This window comes from Aestuariivirga sp., assembly GCF_046294715.1.
Lineage (GTDB): Bacteria > Pseudomonadota > Alphaproteobacteria > Rhizobiales > Aestuariivirgaceae > Aestuariivirga.
Map to the genome: position 1 here is coordinate 138,360 of NZ_JBKBKI010000001.1, position 17,290 is coordinate 155,649.

The 17,290-nt window shown below is 68.4% G+C and carries 17 protein-coding genes; 7 read left to right on the forward strand and 10 right to left on the reverse strand.

Annotated elements, in window-relative coordinates:
• The first annotated feature begins 70 nt into the window (after positions 1-70).
• From ACK4HL_RS00785 to ACK4HL_RS00795, 3 genes are read left to right on the forward strand one after another with little or no spacing between them, the layout of a single operon-like run.
• Positions 71-610 carry a hypothetical protein gene (locus tag ACK4HL_RS00785; protein ID WP_409755624.1) on the forward strand — a complete coding sequence of 180 codons (540 nt, stop codon included), beginning with the start codon at positions 71-73 and terminating at the stop codon, positions 608-610.
• Positions 607-1,881: an SDR family oxidoreductase gene (locus ACK4HL_RS00790; RefSeq protein ID WP_409755627.1), complete on the forward strand. Its 1,275-nt coding sequence runs from the start codon at positions 607-609 to the stop codon at positions 1,879-1,881. Before ACK4HL_RS00785 ends, ACK4HL_RS00790 begins: the two co-directional genes overlap by 4 nt.
• Positions 1,878-2,366: a DUF2269 family protein gene (locus ACK4HL_RS00795; protein ID WP_409755630.1), complete on the forward strand. Its 489-nt coding sequence runs from the start codon at positions 1,878-1,880 to the stop codon at positions 2,364-2,366. Before ACK4HL_RS00790 ends, ACK4HL_RS00795 begins: the two co-directional genes overlap by 4 nt.
• A gap of 3 nt (positions 2,367-2,369) precedes the next feature.
• On the opposite strand, the gene ACK4HL_RS00800 is transcribed toward ACK4HL_RS00795, so the two are convergent.
• From ACK4HL_RS00800 to ACK4HL_RS00830, 7 genes are all read right to left on the reverse strand, one after another.
• Positions 2,370-4,682, reverse strand: coding sequence for a Tex family protein (locus tag ACK4HL_RS00800; protein WP_409755633.1), 2,313 nt, complete (start codon positions 4,680-4,682; stop codon positions 2,370-2,372).
• Positions 4,683-4,780: 98 nt separating this feature from the next.
• On the reverse strand, positions 4,781-5,941 hold the full coding sequence (locus ACK4HL_RS00805; RefSeq protein ID WP_409755636.1) for a thiolase family protein: 1,161 nt from the start codon (positions 5,939-5,941) through the stop codon (positions 4,781-4,783).
• Positions 5,929-6,708, reverse strand: coding sequence for an enoyl-CoA hydratase-related protein (locus ACK4HL_RS00810; RefSeq protein ID WP_409755639.1), 780 nt, complete (start codon positions 6,706-6,708; stop codon positions 5,929-5,931). Before ACK4HL_RS00810 ends, ACK4HL_RS00805 begins: the two co-directional genes overlap by 13 nt.
• Positions 6,705-7,565 (reverse strand): hydroxymethylglutaryl-CoA lyase, encoded by an 861-nt coding sequence (locus ACK4HL_RS00815; RefSeq protein WP_409755642.1) that lies wholly within the window; start codon positions 7,563-7,565, stop codon positions 6,705-6,707. The genes ACK4HL_RS00810 and ACK4HL_RS00815 overlap by 4 nt, the downstream gene beginning before the upstream one ends.
• Positions 7,558-9,537, reverse strand: a complete 1,980-nt coding sequence (locus tag ACK4HL_RS00820; RefSeq protein ID WP_409755644.1) for an acetyl/propionyl/methylcrotonyl-CoA carboxylase subunit alpha — start codon at positions 9,535-9,537, stop codon at positions 7,558-7,560. Before ACK4HL_RS00820 ends, ACK4HL_RS00815 begins: the two co-directional genes overlap by 8 nt.
• Before the next feature lie 2 nt (positions 9,538-9,539).
• Positions 9,540-11,141 (reverse strand): carboxyl transferase domain-containing protein, encoded by a 1,602-nt coding sequence (locus ACK4HL_RS00825; RefSeq protein WP_409755647.1) that lies wholly within the window; start codon positions 11,139-11,141, stop codon positions 9,540-9,542.
• Positions 11,138-12,304, reverse strand: a complete 1,167-nt coding sequence (locus ACK4HL_RS00830) for an isovaleryl-CoA dehydrogenase (protein ID WP_409756116.1) — start codon at positions 12,302-12,304, stop codon at positions 11,138-11,140. The genes ACK4HL_RS00825 and ACK4HL_RS00830 overlap by 4 nt, the downstream gene beginning before the upstream one ends.
• Positions 12,305-12,401: 97 nt before the next feature.
• Here ACK4HL_RS00830 and ACK4HL_RS00835 point away from each other — a divergent pair, with 97 nt between their 5' ends.
• From ACK4HL_RS00835 to ACK4HL_RS00845, 3 genes are read left to right on the forward strand one after another with little or no spacing between them, the layout of a single operon-like run.
• Positions 12,402-13,667, forward strand: a complete 1,266-nt coding sequence (locus ACK4HL_RS00835; protein ID WP_409755650.1) for a thiamine pyrophosphate-dependent enzyme — start codon at positions 12,402-12,404, stop codon at positions 13,665-13,667.
• Positions 13,664-14,677 carry an alpha-ketoacid dehydrogenase subunit beta gene (locus ACK4HL_RS00840; protein ID WP_409755653.1) on the forward strand — a complete coding sequence of 338 codons (1,014 nt, stop codon included), beginning with the start codon at positions 13,664-13,666 and terminating at the stop codon, positions 14,675-14,677. Before ACK4HL_RS00835 ends, ACK4HL_RS00840 begins: the two co-directional genes overlap by 4 nt.
• Positions 14,678-14,690: 13 nt before the next feature.
• Positions 14,691-15,860 (forward strand): dihydrolipoamide acetyltransferase family protein, encoded by a 1,170-nt coding sequence (locus tag ACK4HL_RS00845; RefSeq protein ID WP_409755656.1) that lies wholly within the window; start codon positions 14,691-14,693, stop codon positions 15,858-15,860.
• 8 nt (positions 15,861-15,868) lie between these two features.
• On the opposite strand, the gene bfr is transcribed toward ACK4HL_RS00845, so the two are convergent.
• From bfr to ACK4HL_RS00860, 3 genes are read right to left on the reverse strand one after another with little or no spacing between them, the layout of a single operon-like run.
• On the reverse strand, positions 15,869-16,354 hold the full coding sequence (bfr, locus tag ACK4HL_RS00850) for a bacterioferritin (RefSeq protein WP_409755659.1): 486 nt from the start codon (positions 16,352-16,354) through the stop codon (positions 15,869-15,871).
• Between the two features lie 53 nt (positions 16,355-16,407).
• A complete protein-coding gene (locus ACK4HL_RS00855; protein WP_409755662.1) occupies positions 16,408-16,602 on the reverse strand; it encodes a bacterioferritin-associated ferredoxin in 195 nt (64 codons plus the stop codon).
• Between the two features lie 50 nt (positions 16,603-16,652).
• A complete protein-coding gene (locus ACK4HL_RS00860; protein WP_409755664.1) occupies positions 16,653-16,778 on the reverse strand; it encodes a hypothetical protein in 126 nt (41 codons plus the stop codon).
• On the opposite strand from ACK4HL_RS00860, the gene ACK4HL_RS00865 reads away from it, so the two are divergent.
• Entirely contained in the window at positions 16,777-17,187 is a 411-nt protein-coding gene (locus ACK4HL_RS00865) for a hypothetical protein (protein ID WP_409755667.1), read from the forward strand. The two genes, ACK4HL_RS00860 and ACK4HL_RS00865, sit on opposite strands and share 2 nt — an antisense overlap.
• Positions 17,188-17,290 lie beyond the last annotated feature (103 nt).

Genomic DNA, 17,290 nt, shown 5'->3' on the forward strand with positions numbered 1-17,290 from the left:
TTGAGGCTAGCAGATGCCGCAAAGATTGCATCCGGCGGAACCCGGGAGAGTTGACACTGTTCTAACCCGCATGAGTACCAGCGCGAACAGCACCCCCCGGAGAGCCTGGGCAGAGCCAAGAACAGGCCGGCGCGAAAAGCCGTTCTCGCTCGCCCGGGCGGCCCGCTACGCGGTCTTCTGCGGCGCTGGCGCCGGGATCGCTTCGCAGGTCTTCCTCGCGTTTGCCGCCCGCGCGACGGGACAGAGCGTCTGGCGTCCGATCAATGCCACCAGCCATTGGGTTTGGGGCGAGCGCGCCGGGCAGGAGCGTGGCGCCGACCTCGCCCACACTGGCGTTGGCCTGGCGACCAACCAGGCGGCGGCGCTGTTCTGGGGCACGCTCTTCGGCCTCTACCTGGCCCGGCGGCAATCACGGAACGAAGCGGAAACCCTGCGGGATGCTGCCGTGATGGGCCTCATTGCCTCGACCCTCGACTATGGCATCCTCCCCAGGCGGCTGACACCGGGCTGGGAGCTTGCCCTCGGCAACGGCGGCGCGGCGCTCGGCATGGCAGCGACGGCGCTGGGGCTCGGACTCGGCGGCATCGCCGCCCAGAAATCCGAAGAATGAGAGTTCTCCTGATCGGAGCGACGGGCCTCATCGGATCGGCCGTCGCGGCTCGTCTTCCCGGCGAGGGCCATGAGGTTGTGCCCGTGTCCCGGCGGCCGATGGATCGACCGGGCGCCATCATCCTCGACATGGCAAGGGCCACGGCCCCCGAAGTCTGGCTGCCGCATCTGCGCGGCATCGACGCCGTGGTCAACTGTGCCGGCGTGCTGCAGGACGGCCCCCGGGAGAACACCCGCGCGGTGCACGCCGCGGGTGCTGCCGCCCTGTTCGAGGCATGCGAGCGGGCCGGTGTGCGGCGCGTCATCCATTTTTCCGCGATCGGCGTCGACCGCGCCCAGCCCTCCGCCTTCTCGGCCAGCAAGCTCGCCGGCGACGAAGCCCTGATGGCGCGCGATCTCGACTGGGTGATCCTCAGGCCCTCGGTGGTGCTGGGTCGTTCCGTCTTCGGCGCGAGCGCCCTCATGCGCGGGTTGGCCGCACTGCCGGTCCTCCCCTCGATGCCCGAAACCGAAAAGCTCCAGGTGGTGCGCCTCGAGGACGTGGTCGAGACGGTGCTGTTCTTCCTCGATCCACGAGCGCCTTCCCGCCTCTCGCTCGAACTCGCGGGTCCGCAGGCGCTCGGGATGGACGAGATCGTCGGCCAGTACCGCAGATGGCTCGGCTGGAAGCCGGCTCGGCGGTACCAGCTTCCACCATGGCTTGCGCGCCTCCTCTACAAGGCCGGCGACATCGCGGCGGCACTCGGCTGGCGCCCCCCGGTGCGGACAAACGCCGCGCGCGAGATGACGCGCGGTGCCATGGGCGATCCGGCACCGTGGTCGGAGATCACAGGCATCACGCCGAGGCCCCTCGCCGCGGCACTTGCGGCCGAGCCCGCCGGCGTCCAGGAGAAGTGGTTCGCCGGGCTCTATGTCCTGAAGCCCGTGATCTTCGTGGTGCTCGCGGCCTTCTGGCTCGCAACCGCCATCATCTCCGTCACCATCGGTTACGAGCTCGGCGTGGAACTCATGGTGGTGGCGGGGGCTGGCGCACTCGCGGGCCCCGCGGTGATCGCCGGCGCGCTTGCCGATCTCGTCATCGGCCTGCTCATCGCCTGGCGCCGCACCACGCGCCTTGGCCTCTGGGGGGCACTCGCGCTGTCGGGCTTCTATATCGTCGCGGGCTCGATCCTCCGCCCGGATCTCTGGGCCGAGCCCCTGGGCCCGTTCCTCAAGATATTCCCCATCGTCGTCCTCCATCTCGTGGCGCTCGCCGTGCTGGAGGAAAGGTGACGCTCTATCTGGCGCTCAAGTTCCTGCATGTCATCGGCGCCTCGGTGCTGCTGGGAACGGGGGCGGGCATCGCCTTCTTCATGCTGGTGGCGCATCTCACCGGCAACACCGCCGTCATCGCCGGCGTGGCGCGGATCGTCGTCATCGCCGATTTCGTGTTCACCGCCACCGCCGTGGTGGCCCAGCCCGTCACCGGCCTCGCCCTCGTCTATGCCGTGGGCTACTCCCTCGCCGATGGTTGGATCGTGCTGTCAATCATCCTCTACATCGTCACGGGCCTGTTCTGGCTTCCGGTCGTGTGGATGCAGATGGAACTCCGCAACCTTGCGAATGCTGCGCTCGCTGCGGAAACGGAACTGCCGCCGCGCTATCACCGCCTGTTCTGGCTGTGGTTCGCCTTCGGCTTTCCCGCCTTCGCGGCGGTGCTCGGCATTCTCTGGCTGATGATCGCGAGGCCAGACGTTCCGCTCTTCACCTTCGCCTGAAGATCAGCGCGGCCGGCCTTTCCGCTGCATGGCCTCCAGCAGCGCAGCGCCGAGGCTTCCGCCCTGCGCCTGCGAGCCTCCGGGTGCCGCCGTCTTCCTGGCAGCGCGCGAAGCCCCCGAGTCCTCCCGCGCCGTGCGCGCCTGCTCTCCGCCGTCCTTGCGCATGGTGAGACCGATGCGGTTTCGCGCCACGTCCACCTCGACGACCCGCACGCGAACGATGTCGCCCGCCTTCACCACTTCGTGCGGGTCCTTCACGAAGCGGTCCGCCATCTGGCTCACGTGAACGAGGCCGTCCTGGTGCACGCCGATGTCGACGAAGGCGCCGAAGGCCGCGACATTGGTGACCGTTCCCTCGAGCGACATGCCGGGCTTCAGGTCCTTGATCGTCTCGACGCCTTCCGCAAAGGAGGCCGTCCTGAAGCTGGGGCGCGGGTCGCGGCCGGGCTTCTCGAGCTCGGCGAGGATGTCCTTCACCGTCGGAAGACCGAAACTCTCGCTCACGAAGTCCTGGGGTTTCAGGCCCCGCAGCGCCCTGGTGTCACCCATCAGGCTCCTGATGTCCCGCCCGCATGACTCGACGATGCGCCGCGCCACGCCGTAGGCCTCGGGGTGGACGGCGGAGGCATCGAGCGGCTCCTCGCCGTCGCGGATCCTGAGGAAGCCCGCCGATTGCTGGAAGGCCTTGGGGCCGAGCCGCGGCACCTTGAGCAGCTCCTGGCGCGAGCGGAAGGCGCCGTTGGCATGGCGATGCTCGACGATCGCCTCGGCAAGGCCCGGTCCCAGCCCCGAGACATGGGCAAGAAGGGGTGCGGAGGCGGTGTTGAGATCGACGCCCACGGCATTCACGGCATCCTCGACCACGGCTTCGAGCGAGCGTCCGAGCTGATACTGGTCGACGTCGTGCTGGTACTGGCCGACGCCGATCGACCTGGGCTCGATCTTCACAAGTTCGGCGAGCGGGTCTTGCAGCCGCCGCGCGATCGACACCGCGCCCCGCAGCGACACGTCGAGATCGGGGAATTCCCGCGCCGCCAGTTCGGAGGCCGAATAGACGGATGCGCCCGCCTCCGAGACGACGACCTTCACCGGCGCCTTCGCCTCCCTCGGAAGAAGCCCGAGCGCGTCGGCGACGAAGCGCTCGGTCTCGCGGCTCGCCGTGCCGTTGCCGATGGCGATGAGCTCCACCCCGTGCTGCATGACGAGCCGCAGGAGCGTGGCCTGGGCGCCGCGGAGATCGTTCCTCGGCTGGAAGGGATACAGCGTCTCGGTGGCCAGGAGCTTGCCAGTGGCATCGACCGCCGCGGCCTTCACGCCGGTGCGGATGCCGGGGTCGAGGCCGAGCGTCGGGCGTGCGCCGGCCGGCGCCGCCAGCAGGAGGTTCCTCAGGTTGCGCGCGAAGACGGCGATCGCCTCCTCCTGCGCACGCGCCCTGAGCTCGCCCATCAGGTCGATCATCATGGTGATCGAGAGCTTCACCCGCCACGTCCAGTCCGCGACCGCGCGCAGCCACCTGTCTCCCGGCGCGTTGCCGGAGACGGGGATGGCGCCGGCGATGATTCCGGCGGCGCGTGCGCTGCCCGTTTCAGTGTCGGGCGCGATGTCGAGCGTCACCACCTCTTCCTTCGCGGCGCGCAGCATGGCGAGCGCGCGGTGCGATGGCACGTCCGCCCAGCGTTCGCGGTGATCGAAATAGTCGGAGAACTTCGCACCCTTCTCCTCCTGCCCGGCAACCACCTTCGAGGACAGGAAGGCCTCCGCCTTCATGAAGGCGCGCAGGTCGCCGAGGAGCGCTGCATTCTCCGCCAGCCGTTCCATCAGGATGTCGCGCGCACCGTCGAGCGCATCCTTGACGCTCTTGACGTTGTCCGTGAGGAATCCCGCGGCCAGGCTTTCCGGCTCGGCCCCGCGATCTGCCATGATGGCGTCGATCAGCGGCTCGAGCCCGTTCTCGCGCGCCACCATCGCCTTGGTGCGGCGCTTGGGCTTGTAGGGCAGGTAGATGTCTTCGAGCTCCGACTTGGTCTTCACGGTGGCAATGGCATGCGCCAGCTCCTCGGTGAGCTTGCCCTGTGAACGGACCGACTCGAGGATGGCCTTGCGCCGGTCCTCGAGCTCGCGCAGATAGACCAGCCGCTCGGCGAGCTTGCGGAGCTGCGTATCGTCGAGGCCGCCCGTCGCCTCCTTGCGGTAGCGCGCCACGAAGGGCACGGTGGCGCCCTCGTCGAGAAGCACCACGGCGGCGGCCACCTGCTTTGCCGCCGCGCCGATTTCTTCCGCGATGATCTCGAATATCCGTGCCGAACTGTCCAACATCGCCTCTCGTCGGGTGGCTGCGCGATTCGCCGCACGGTGCTCCTTGTGCCGAGCGGGGCGGCGGGCATCAAGCCTCGAAAATTTCTGTGGATGAACGATCAGGGCGCCGCGAGCGCGATCGCCGTCGCCTCGCCGCCGCCGATGCAGAGTGATGCGATGCCACGCCTCGCGCCATGCCGCCGCATGGCATGGGCGAGCGTCACGATGATGCGCGCCCCGCTCGCGCCGATGGGGTGTCCGAGCGCGCAGGCTCCGCCATGCACATTCACCTTCTCCGGCGGCAGCCGCAACTCGCGCAAGGCATGGAGCGCCACGACCGCGAAGGCCTCGTTGATCTCGTAGAGATCGACGTCTCCCGCCTCCCACCCCGTCTTCTGGAGAAGCAGCCGCATGGCGTCGACCGGTGCCGTCGTGAACTCGCGCGGCGGCCTGGCGGCGCCGGCATGGCCGGCGATCATCGCGATGGGTTCGATGCCCCGCCGTTCCGCCTCGGAGAGACGCATCAGCAGGAGCGCCGCCGCACCGTCGGAGATCGAGGAGGCATTGGCCGCCGTGACGGTACCGTCCGGCCGGAAGGCGGGCCGCAGCTGCGGGATCTTCTCGGGCCTCGCGCGCGCAGGCATCTCGTCCTGCGCGAGATTCCCAGTCGCCACGAGCTCGTCAGCGAAGGCGCCGGCGCGGATCGCCTCCTGCGCCCGCGAGAGCGAAAGAAGCGCATAATCGTCCTGCACGGCGCGCGAGAACTGGCCTGCCTCTGCGAGTTCATCGGCATAATAACCCATGAGGCGGCCTTCATAGGCATCCTCGAGACCGTCGGTGAACATGTGGTCCTTCAGCTCGGCGTGGCCGAGGCGCAGGCCGCCCCGCGCCTTGGGGAGGAGATAGGGCGCGTTGCTCATCGACTCCATGCCGCCGGCGATCACCACCCGGTTCGAGCCGGCGAGAATGCTGTCATGGCCCTGGATCACCGCCTTCATGCCCGATCCGCACACTTTCGAGATCGTCGTGCAGGGCACGGCTTCGCCGAGACCCGCACCGAGTGCCGCCTGGCGCGAGGGGTTCTGCCCGATTCCCGCGCCCAGCACATTGCCCATCAGCACTTCATCGGCCGCGATGCTGCCCTTGACGAGGCCGCCGATCGCCATGGCGCCGAGCTGGGGCGCCCGGAGGGACGAGAGCGCGCCCTGGAATGCGCCGATCGGCGTTCGCCGCGCCGCCGCAACCACCACCGGATCGTGCTCGTGCTTCACCTCTGCCATGGCGGAACCTCCTTCGCGAAGAACGCCGCGATGCCGGCGCGCGCCTCCTCCGACTGCCAGCGCCGCACCAGTGCCGCGATCGCCTGCTCCTCGCCCGCCTTCCCCTGCGCCAGCGCGCGGAACAGCGCCTTGGCCTCCGCCACCGCGCCCGGCGCAGAAGCCATCACCTGCCGCACATGCCGCCGCACCGCCTCATCGGCACCGCCCTCCTCCACGACCTCGGTGACGAGGCCGATCGCCTTTGCTTCCACGGGGCCGAGCATTTCGCCGTGGAGCCCGGCCTGCCGCAGCGCCGCAGCGCCCATCCGCCGCAGCAAGAAGGGCGCTATCGTGGCCGGAACGAGGCCGAGCCGCGTCTCGGTGAGCGCGAAGCGCGCAAGGGGCGCCGCGATCACCACGTCGCAGACGGCGGCAAGGCCGACACCGCCGCCCAGCGCCGCTCCCCCGACGACCGCGATCACCAGCTGCGGCAGTTCGTCGAGCGATCTCAGCATGCGGGCGAGCGCCTCCGCCTCTCCCCGCCGGTGCTCCGCGCTGGCGTCGAACTGCTCCTTCATCCAGGCAAGATCGCCCCCGGCGCAGAAGCTCCTTCCCTCGCCTTCGAGCACCACCGCCCGGCAGCCGCGGTCCTCCGCCAGAAGGAGCGCCGCCTCCGTCAGCTCACGGATCATCTGCGCATTGAGGGCGTTGTTCTTGTGAGGCCGCGCCAGCGTGAGCCGCGCCACGCCCTCCGTTGCCTCGCAGCGGATCGTCTCGAAGCTTTTCATGCATTCCTCCCCAGGACGCGGCGGAGAAAATCGCAAGCCTTCTCGAGAGCCGCCATGTCGAGACCGGTCTCAAAGCCCTCCGCCGCGAGCATCGCCGCGAGCGCCTCGGTAGCGATATTGCCCTTTGCACCCGGAGCGAATGGGCACCCCCCCGTGCCTCCGGCGGAGGCGTCGAACACGCGCAGACCATGGGCGAGCGCCACCTCGACACAGGCCAGCGCCCGTCCGGCCGTATCGTGGAAGTGTCCGGCCAGCAGCGAGGGCGGAATGCACCGCCCGAGCCGGTCCAGCAGCCTTTCGATCTGCTCCGGCGTGGCCCTGCCCACCGTATCGCCGAGGGAGACCTCGCGGCAGCCCATCTCCAGCAGGGCGAGGCTGACCTCCTCCACCCGCTCGGCTGCGATCTCCCCCTCATAGGGGCAGATGGCGATGCAGGAGACATAACCGCGGACCGGCAGCCCGTCCGCTTTCGCCGCCCGGCAGATCTCGCGGTAGCGCGCCAGGCTCTCGGCAATGGATGCGTTGACGTTGTGGCAGCTGAAGGTCTCCGATGCCGCGGCGAAGACGGCGACCTCGTCCGCCTTCGCGTCGCGCGCGGCCGCGTAGCCCCGCATGTTGGGCGTGAGCGCTGCATAGGTGACGCCCGCCATGCGCCGGATACCCGCCATCACCTCTGCCCCATCTGCCATGGCGGGAACGGCGCTGGGTGAAACGAAGCTCGCCGCTTCGATGTAGGTGAGGCCGCAGTCCGTCAGCATGCCGATCAGCCTGATCTTGTCTGCCGTGCTCACCCGCACCTTCTCGTTCTGCAGCCCGTCGCGCGGCGAGACCTCGCAGATCGTCACGCGTTCAGCCATTCGCCTCTCCGATCTCGGCGATGACGTCGCCCTCCTTGACCTGAGCCCCCTCTGCCGCGAAGAGAGTAACGGCACCGCTGGCCCCCGCCAGCAATGTGAACTCCGTCTTCATTGCCTCGACGATGCCGACGAGATCGCCGGCGCTCACCGCCTGGCCCTGCGCCACCATGAGCTTCGCGAGAACGCCCGGCACCGGCGCCATGACCGTCCTGCCGCCCTCCCCCGCGCCTTCGCCCCCGGAAGCCTCTTGCCGCGTTAAGCGATAGCGCTCTTCCGCCAGGACGACCGTCACGGCCTCCTCCTCGCGGTGGCACAGGAGAGAGATCGTGCGGCCCTCCTGCGCCAGCCGGACGACCGGCAGCTCGGCACCGACCAGCGACCACGTATGAGTTTCACCCCCGCTCGAGATGCGGAAGAGGCCTTCCTCCTCCGCGAGGTCCGCGGTGAAGGCCTCGCCCTCGTGCACCAGCCACAGGCGGCGCTCTCTCCCGCCCCACAAGGAGAAGCCGCGAAGGCTGTGGAACGGCGAAGTGCGCTGCGGGGGATCGAACCGCCCGTCGAAGGCGAGGGCGGCGGCCGCCACGGCAGCGGGATGCGGCGTGGCTGGCAGCGCCAGGCTGTCCATGTTGCGGTCGATGAGCCCGGTGTCGAGTGCGGCCGCCAGAACCTCAGGCGCGCGCAGGAGCCGCGACAGGAAGCCGACGTTGGTGACCAGCCCCGCCACATGGGTTCGCGCCAGGCCGGACCGGACTCGCGCCAGTGCCGCCGCCCGCGTCGGGCCATGGGCGATGAGCTTGCCGATCATCGCGTCATAGAAGGCGGAGACGTGATCGCCTCGCCGAACCCCGCCGTCGAAACGCAGCTGCGGCTCCTCCGGCACCTCCAGCGCCGTGATCCTTCCCGTCTGCGGCTTGAAGCCCTGTGCCGGATCTTCGGCATAGAGCCGCGCCTCGACGGCATGGCCGTGGCAAGGAACATCCTCCTGGCGCAGCCCCAGAGGCTCGCCCGCCGCGACCCTCAGCTGCAGTTCGACGAGGTCGAGCCCGGTGATCATCTCCGTCACCGGGTGCTCGACCTGTAGCCTGGTGTTCATCTCGATGAAGAAGAACGCGCCGGTGAGATCGCCTCTCTCGAGCGGCAGCAGGAACTCCACCGTGCCCGCGCCGGCGTAGCCGACGCGCCGCGCGGCTGCCACCGCCGCCTCGCACATCTTGCGCCGCAGCGCTTCGGGAAGTCCGGGTGCGGGCGCTTCCTCGATCACCTTCTGGTGACGCCGCTGGGCCGAGCAGTCGCGCTCCCAGAGGTGGATCACGCTGCCGTGACGGTCGCCCATGACCTGCACCTCGACGTGTCGCACGGCGGGAAGATGTTTCTCGACAAGGAGGCGGGAATCCCCGAAGGCGGACTGCGCCTCGCGCCGCGCCGCTGAAAGGAGGCCGACGAAGTCCGAGGGGCCCTCCACCCGCCTCATGCCCCGGCCGCCGCCCCCCGCCACCGCCTTGAGGAGAACCGGATAGCCCACCCGCCGGGCCTCGTCGGCGAGCCTGGCGGGCGACTGGTCCTCGCCCTCGTAGCCCGGCACCACCGGAAGGCCCGCCTCGCGCATCAGCCGCTTCGCCTCGCCCTTGAGGCCCATGAGGCGCATCGCCTCGGGCGACGGCCCGACGAAGGCGAGGCCCTGGTCGATCACGGCCTGCGCGAAGTCGGGATTCTCCGAAAGAAAGCCGTATCCCGGGTGAACGGCCTCCGCCCCGCTTGCGCGCGCCGCCGCCAGGATCGCCTGCTGGTCGAGATAGCTCTCGCTCGCCGGTGCGGGGCCGATGCGGAATGCCTCGTCTGCAAGGGCGACGTGCGCTGCCCCGGCATCGGCATCGGAATGGACGGCGATCGAGCGGATCCCCATCGCCCTCGCGGTGCGCATGATGCGGAGCGCGATCTCTCCGCGATTGGCGATGAGGAGCCGCGAGAACATCGCTACATCCGGAACACGCCGTAGGCGGTCTGCTTCGGCTCGGCATTGGCGGCGACGGCGAGGCTCAGCCCCAGCACGTCGCGGCTTCGCGCCGGATCGATGATGCCGTCGTCCCACAGCCGGGCCGAGGCGAAAAGCGGCGTGCTCTCCGCCTCGAAACGGGTGAGGATCGGCGCCTTGTATTGACGCTCCTCTTCCTCCGTGAAAGCCTCGCCGCGCCGCTCCATCGCCTCGCGCCGCACCGTGGCGAGCACATTGGCCGCCTGTTCCGCACCCATCACGCCGATCCGCGCCGAAGGCCAGGCCCAAAGGAAGCGCGGCCCATAGGCACGGCCGCACATGCCGTAATTTCCTGCGCCATAGGAGGCGCCGATGATCATGGTGATCTTCGGCACCGCCGCATTGGCCACAGCATTCACCATCTTGGCGCCGTCCTTGGCGATGCCGCCCGCCTCATAGGCGCGGCCCACCATGAAGCCCGTGATGTTGTGCAGGAACACCAGCGGAATTCCGCGGCTGCAGCACAGCTCGATGAAATGCGTGGCCTTGAGTGCGGCCTCCGAGAACAGCACGCCCTGGTTGGCGATGATGCCGCAGCCCAAGCCGTGGATCGCCGCGAAGCCGGTCACGAGCGATGTGCCGTAAAGGGCCTTGAACTCGGAAAAGCGCGAGCCGTCCACGATCCGCGCGATCACCTCGCGCATGTCGAAGCTGCGGCGGAGATCGGGAGAGACGATGCCGCGGAGTTCGGCTGCCTCGTACAGCGGAGGATCCGCCGGCGGCGCGCTGGATGCCTCGCAGGCTCCTAGATTGGCGACTGCGGCGCGCGCCAGCGCCAGCGCGTGCCGGTCGTCCTGCGCATAGTGGTCGGCAACCCCCGATTTTCGCGCATGCACCTCAGCGCCGCCCAGTTCCTCGGCACTCACGGCCTCGCCCGTCGCCGCCTTCACCAGGGGCGGCCCGGCGAGAAAGATCGTGCCCTGCTGGCGAACGATGATCGCCTCCTCCGACATGGCGGGCACATAGGCGCCCCCCGCCGTGCAGGAACCCATCACCACCGCCACCTGGGCGATGCCCGCGGCCGACATGCGCGCCTGGTTGAAGAAGATGCGGCCGAAGTGGTCGCGGTCCGGGAAAACCTCGTGCTGGTTCGGCAGGTTGGCGCCGCCCGAATCGACGAGATAGATGCAGGGCAGCCGGTTCTCCGCCGCGATATCCTGGGCGCGGAGGTGCTTCTTGACGGTGAGCGGGAAATAGGTGCCGCCCTTCACCGTGGCATCGTTGCAGACGATCATGCAGAGCCGCCCCTCGACCAGCCCGATGCCGGCGATGAGTGCCGCCGCCGGCACGGGTTCGGCGTAGACGTCCTGCGCCGCGAAGAGGCCGATCTCGAGGAATGGCGATCCGGGATCGAGGAGCTGCGTCACGCGCTCCCGCGGCAGAAGCTTGCCCCGCGCGAGGTGGCGCTGGCGCGCCTCCTCCCCGCCGCCCAGCTGGATCTTCTGCGCCGTCCGCGTGAGGTCCGCGCACAGGCTCTTCATGTGGGCCTCGTTGGCCAGGTACTCCTCGGAGGCGGTACGGAGCTTCGTGGCGAGAACGCTCATCGCGCCACCTCGCGGAAGAGCTCCCGGCCGATCAGCATGCGCCGGATCTCGGAGGTTCCCGCACCGATCTCGTAGAGCTTGGCTTCGCGCAGCAGGCGGCCCACCGGATAGTCGGAGGTATAGCCGTTTCCGCCCAGGCACTGGATGGCGTCGAGCGCCATCCGCGTGGCACTCTCCGCCGCATGGAGGATCGCCGCGGCCGCATCCTTGCGCGCCGGATCGCCGCGGTCGCAGGCGGCGGCGACCGCATAGACATGCGCCCGGCAGGCGCTAAGCGCCGTGTACATGTCCGCGAGCTTCGCCTGGATCAGCTGGAATTCGCCGATCACCTTGCCAAACTGCCGCCGCGCCGTCACATAGGGCAGCACCGCGTCGAGGCAGGCGGCCATGATGCCGAGCGGACCCGCCGCCAGCACTGCCCTTTCATAGTCGAGTCCGGACATGAGAATGCGAACACCTTCGCCCTCTGCGCCGATGCGGTTTTCCGCCGGCACCTCGCAATCGGCGAACACGAGTTCCGAGGTGTTCGAGCCGCGCATGCCGAGCTTGTCGAGCTTCGGACCCGTGGAGAAACCCTTCATGCCGCGCTCCACGATGAAGGCGCTGATGCCATGGGCACCCGCTTGCGGATCGGTCTTCGCATAGACGAAGAGGATGTCGGCGTCGGGGCCGTTGGTGATCCACATCTTGCGCCCGTTGAGCACGTAGGCATCGCCCCGCCGCTCCGCCCTGAGCTTCATCGAGACCACGTCGGAGCCGGCCTCGGGTTCGGACATGGCGAGTGCTCCCACATGCCCGCCGGAGATGAGCTTCGGCAGGAAGCGGCGCTTCTGTTCTGCGCTCGCATTGCGCGCGATCTGGTTGACGCAGAGGTTCGAATGCGCCCCGTAAGACAGCGCGATCGCCGCCGATGCCCGGCTCAGTTCCTCCATCGCCACGCAATGGGCGAGATAGCCCATGCCCGCCCCGCCATCCCCTTCCGGCACGGTGAGGCCGAGAAGTCCCAGGGCGCCGAATTCGGCCCAGAGCTGCTGAGGGAATTCATTGCGGCGGTCGGCCTCCGCGGCGAGCGGCGCCACCTTCTCCGCGGCGAAACGCCGGACGCTGTCGCGCAGCGCGTCGACCTCGGGCCCCAGGGCGAAGTTCAGGCCGCCCCCATACATGTCCATGCCACTCCCGCATGCCGATTCCGTTCACAATGCTTTCGATGGGCCCCGGGATCATTTCGCCGCGAAAATAATTGTGATTCTGGAGGAGAGAATGGCGAGGAACGGGGTCAGGCTGCAGCTTCAGATACCGGAAGCCCGCTTCCGTCCCGGAGACGTTGCAGATTTCAGCTATCTCGACCTGCCCCCGGCGGGGTCCGCACCACGGCCGGACGTCGATGCGCCGGCCTCCGCAACCCGCGAGCTCGCCTTCGGCCTCGTGCGCGTGCTCGACGGAGAGGCGAACGCCATCGGCGATTGGAATCCGCGCCTTGCTCCCGAAGCCCTGCTCCAGGGGCTTCGCCACATGCTGACCATGCGCAGCTTCGACGACCGCATGTTCAAGGCCCAGCGCCAGGGCAAGACACCCTTTTACCTCAAATGCACCGGCGAGGAAGCGATCGGCGCCGCCCAGGCCATGGCCCTCGAAAGAGAGGACATGTGCTTTGCCACCTACCGCCAGCAGGGCCTGCTGATCGCCCGCGGCTGGCCGGTGCTGGACCTGATGTGCCAGATCTATCTCAACCGGAAGGACCGGTTGAAGGGACGCCAGCTCCCGATCCTGCACTCGGTGCGCGAGGCCGCCTTCTTTTCTCTGGCCGGCAATCTCGGCAACCAGTATCCGCAGGCGGTGGGCTGGGCCATGGCCTCCGCCTACAAGGGCGACAGCCGCATCGCCGCCGCCTGGATCGGCGAAGGCGCCTCTGCCGAGGGCGACTTCCACCACGCCATGGTCTTCGCCGCCGTCTACCACGCGCCCGTGGTGCTGAACCTCGTGAACAACCAGTGGGCCATCTCCTCGGCGCAATGCGTGGCGGGCGGCGAGGAGGCGAGCTTCGCCTCGCGCGCCATCGGCTTCGGTTTCCCCGGAATTCGCGTCGACGGGAATGACTTCCTCGCGGTTCACGCCGTCACCCGCTGGGCGGCGGACCGCGCGCGCGCCAATCTCGGCCCAACCCTGATCGAGCTTTTCACTTACCGCGCCGGCGCGCATTCGACGAGCGACGATCCCGGGCGCTACCGCCCGGGCGACGAATACCGGCACTGGCCGCTGGGCGACCCCGTCGAGCGCCTGAAGGCGCATCTGGTCCGCATCGGGGAGTGGGACGAAGAGCGCCATGCCGAGCTGGTCAAGGAGGTCGAGGCCGAGATCGATGCGGCCAACCGCGAGGCCCAGCGCATCGGCGTTCACAGCGAGGGCCCGCATCATGACGCCGCGACCATGTTCGAGGACGTCTACGAGGAGATGCCGCGCCACCTGCGTGAACAGGTGGAGGAGATGCGCCGGCTGCGGGAGCTCGCGGGGAGGAGTGCGCCGTGACGGCGATGAACATGGTGCAGGCGCTCAACTCCGCCCTCGACGTGATGCTGGAGAAGGACGAGAGCGTGCTCGTCTTCGGCGAGGACGTCGGCTTCTTCGGTGGCGTGTTCCGGGTGACGGACGGGCTGCAGCAGCGCCACGGCAGCCGCCGCGTCTTCGATGCGCCGATCGCCGAGGGCGGACAGGTGGGTGTCGCCATCGGCATGGGCGCCTACGGCCTGAGACCCGTCGTCGAATGCCAGTTCGCGGACTACATCTACCCCGCCTTCGACCAGCTCGTTTCCGCCGCGGCACGGCTTCGCCACCGCTCGGCGGGCGAGTTCAACGCGCCCATCACGGTGCGCTCGCCCTATGGCGGCGGCATTTTCGGCGGGCAGACTCACAGCCAGAGCCCGGAAGGCCTGTTTACCCATGTCTGCGGGCTGAAGACGGTCATCCCATCCAATCCCTACGATGCCAAGGGTCTGCTCATCAGCGCCATCGAGGACAACGACCCCGTCCTGTTCTTCGAGCCGAAGCGCCTCTATTCGGGGCCGTTCGACGGACATCACGACCGGCCTCTCCAGACCTGGGCGAAGCACAAGGGCGGCGAGGTGCCGCTCGGCTACTACAAGGTGCCGCTCGGCCAGGCGGCCACCGTCCGCGACGGCCAGGACCTGACCGTGCTCGCCTATGGCACCATGGTGCATGTCGCACTCGCCGCGGCAGAAGAGACCGGCATCGACGCCGAGGTGATCGACATCCGCACGCTGTGGCCGCTCGACGTTGCGCCCATCATCGCGTCGGTGAAGAACACCGGGCGCTGCCTCATCGTGCACGAGGCGACCCGCACCGGCGGCTATGGTGCGGAGCTCTCGGCCATCGTCCAGGAGCACTGCTTCTACCACCTCGAAGCGCCGGTGGAGCGGGTGGCCGGCTGGGACACGCCCTATCCCTGCGAATTCGAGTGGGACTATTTTCCAGGGCCGCTTCGGGTCGGCGATGCCATGCGCCGCCTCATGGCGGCGTGAGCGAGGCCCCGTCATGGGACAGTATGTCTACAGGCTTCCCGACATCGGCGAAGGGATCGCCGAGGCGGAAATCGTGAAATGGCACGTGGAGCCCGGCACCGAGGTCGAGCAGGACCAGGCGCTGGTCGACGTGATGACCGACAAGGCCACTGTCGAGATCACCTCGCCCGTCTCCGGCCTGCTGCGGCAGCGCCATGGCGCAGAGGGCGAGAAGCTGGCCGTCGGCGCCGCCCTTGCCCTGTTCGAGACCGGGACTGGCGAAGAGCGGCGCAGCGCCAGGGAGACCTCCAGCGCTCCTCCGATTCCAGACGACGGGCCCCCGGTGCGACCATCCGGAAAATGCCGCGCATCCCCCGCCGTCAGGGCGCGCGCCGCGGCGCTGAAGCTCGATCTCGGAATCATCCGCGGCAGCGGTCCCGACGGCCGGATCGTGCATGGCGACCTCGACCGGCTGCTGCTTGAGCGGCAAGCGCGGTCAGAGCGGCCCCCGCCCACCGAACCCGAGGTCGAGGAGGTGCGAATCTTCGGGCTGAGGCGCCGCATCGCGGAGCGCATGCAGGAGTCGAAGCGCCGCATCCCGCACTTCACCTATGTCGAGGAGGTCGACGTGGAGGATCTCGAGCGTGAAAGGGCGAGGCTCAACGAGACGGGAGCCGGCCCGCACGTGACACTTCTACCCTTCCTGATCCGCGCCCTCGCCGCCGCCATTGCGGAGCATCCCGAGGTCAACGCCCATTTCGACGACGAGGCGGGCGTCGTCCGCCGCTTCAGGCCGCTCCATGTGGGCATCGCTACCCAGACCGAGCGCGGGCTTCTCGTTCCGGTGATCCGCCATGCGGAACGGCTCGGGCTTGCCGAGATCGCGGCGGAGATCCAGCGCCTCAGCAGCGAGGCGCGCGCTGGGAAATCGCGCCGCGAGGAACTGACGGGCTCGACCATGACGGTCACCAGCCTCGGCGCGCTCGGCGGCGTGATGGCGACACCCATCATCAACCCGCCCGAGGTGGCGATCATCGGCGTCAACCGCATGACGGAACGACTCGCGCTCCGCAACGGCGAGGTCCGGACGCGGAGGGTGATGAACCTCTCCTCCTCCTTCGACCACCGCATCGTCGATGGGTTCGTCGCCGCCTCCTTCATCGCGGCGGTGAAGAAGGCGCTCGAGGCTCCGTCCGGCCTCTGACGTCGTGGTCAGTCGTCCTTGCCGCCCCCACCTGCCTGCAGCTGGCCGTAATTCTCGATGCCGATGCTCTCGAGCAGCGAAAGCTCGGTCTCGAGATGGTCGATGTGGCCTTCCTCGTCCTTGAGGAGATCCTCGAACAGCTTCATCGTCACGTAGTCGCCGGCCTCATGGCTCACCCGCCGGGCCTCCATGTAGAGGTCGCGCGCGCCGTATTCGGCCTTGAGATCGCATTCCAGCACCTCGCGGATGTTCTGGCCGATCATCAGCGGGTTGAGCGTCTGGAGATTGGGATGGCCTTCGAGAAGGATGATGCGGGCAGTCAGACGGTCGGCATGGTGCATCTCCTCGATCGACTCCTGCCGCTCGTGCTTGGCGAGGCTGGTGAAGCCCCAATCCTCGAGCAGCCGGTAATGGAGCCAGTACTGGCTCACCGCCGTCAGCTCGTCGCGGAGCGCCCTGTTCAGGTATTCGATGACCCTCGGATCTCCCTTCATGCCGCATGCTCCTCTGGTTTAGCGCCAGCACAACGCGCGAAGAGGCGGAACGTTCAGGGCTTCATCCGGTCCAGCTCGGAAACGATGAGAGAGCTCACATGGCTCATGCAGCCTCCGCACTGGGGGCGCCGGCCGCAGCACTTGAAGATCTGCCCGGGTGTGACGAGGCCCCCGGCTTCCCCGCCCAGCTCCCGGACGGCCTTCCTGATCTCCGAACAGGCGATTACGTTGCAGTGGCAGACGATCACGGCTCACTCCCTCAGCGTCCAGCGTTCACCACTGTACATATCCGAGTCCTCTACTCGGATATCCTGTTCTCCCCTCCCTGGCAAGTCTTCTGCTCCGCCACATTGCCGCAGACACGGCGCGCCTGCGCCTGAGCCGGGTCGACAATGGCGCCCACGCCGGTTATGACTTGCGCCATGCGCTTCCTTACGCTGCGGACGATCGCCTTTGCCTGCGCACTGGCTTCCATCACATTTGCCTTTCCCGGGCACGCCCGCGCCGAGTCGCTGGCCTGCCTCGTCAGCCGCGGCAATCTCTGTTTCCACACCGGCTGCAACAACGCCGGGAAATCGCAGCGCATCTCCTTCGATTTCGCCATGGGCAGCTACCGGCTCTGCCCCAACCGCTTCAACGACTCCGGCTGCACGGAGGCACCGATGCAGTTCGACATCCGTGACAACGTCATCATCGGGACCACGCTCCAGAGCCAGGAAATCTCGGCGCGCTCGATGTTCGTCAACCGCGTGACGGGGGCCTTCACCACATCGGTGCTGACGGCCGGCGGCGTCGCCGCCGTCGATTTCGGCACCTGCGAGATCCGCCGCTAGAGCGGACTGACATCTGGCGAACTCACTCTTGCTTCACTTCTTCCCGTCACCCCGGCTCAGGCCGGGGTCCGGCTCTGGGCCAAGGCTGCTTGACACATAAGCT

Excerpts from the sequence above, each read along its gene's own strand:
- ACK4HL_RS00865 (WP_409755667.1), top strand. The coding sequence starts at position 16,777 with ATGCGCTTCCTTACGCTGCGGACGATCGCCTTTGCCTGCGCACTGGCT.
- ACK4HL_RS00845 (WP_409755656.1), top strand. The coding sequence starts at position 14,691 with ATGGGACAGTATGTCTACAGGCTTCCCGACATCGGCGAAGGGATCGCC.
- ACK4HL_RS00830 (WP_409756116.1), bottom strand. The coding sequence starts at position 12,304 with ATGTATGGGGGCGGCCTGAACTTCGCCCTGGGGCCCGAGGTCGACGCG.
- ACK4HL_RS00815 (WP_409755642.1), bottom strand. The coding sequence starts at position 7,565 with ATGGCTGAACGCGTGACGATCTGCGAGGTCTCGCCGCGCGACGGGCTG.
- ACK4HL_RS00820 (WP_409755644.1), bottom strand. The coding sequence starts at position 9,537 with ATGTTCTCGCGGCTCCTCATCGCCAATCGCGGAGAGATCGCGCTCCGC.
- ACK4HL_RS00790 (WP_409755627.1), top strand. The coding sequence starts at position 607 with ATGAGAGTTCTCCTGATCGGAGCGACGGGCCTCATCGGATCGGCCGTC.
- ACK4HL_RS00800 (WP_409755633.1), bottom strand. The coding sequence starts at position 4,682 with ATGTTGGACAGTTCGGCACGGATATTCGAGATCATCGCGGAAGAAATC.
- ACK4HL_RS00860 (WP_409755664.1), bottom strand. The coding sequence starts at position 16,778 with ATGGCGCAAGTCATAACCGGCGTGGGCGCCATTGTCGACCCGGCTCAG.
- ACK4HL_RS00785 (WP_409755624.1), top strand. The coding sequence starts at position 71 with ATGAGTACCAGCGCGAACAGCACCCCCCGGAGAGCCTGGGCAGAGCCA.
- ACK4HL_RS00835 (WP_409755650.1), top strand. The coding sequence starts at position 12,402 with ATGGCGAGGAACGGGGTCAGGCTGCAGCTTCAGATACCGGAAGCCCGC.
- ACK4HL_RS00825 (WP_409755647.1), bottom strand. The coding sequence starts at position 11,141 with ATGAGCGTTCTCGCCACGAAGCTCCGTACCGCCTCCGAGGAGTACCTG.
- ACK4HL_RS00810 (WP_409755639.1), bottom strand. The coding sequence starts at position 6,708 with ATGAAAAGCTTCGAGACGATCCGCTGCGAGGCAACGGAGGGCGTGGCG.
- bfr (WP_409755659.1), bottom strand. The coding sequence starts at position 16,354 with ATGAAGGGAGATCCGAGGGTCATCGAATACCTGAACAGGGCGCTCCGC.
- ACK4HL_RS00805 (WP_409755636.1), bottom strand. The coding sequence starts at position 5,941 with ATGGCAGAGGTGAAGCACGAGCACGATCCGGTGGTGGTTGCGGCGGCG.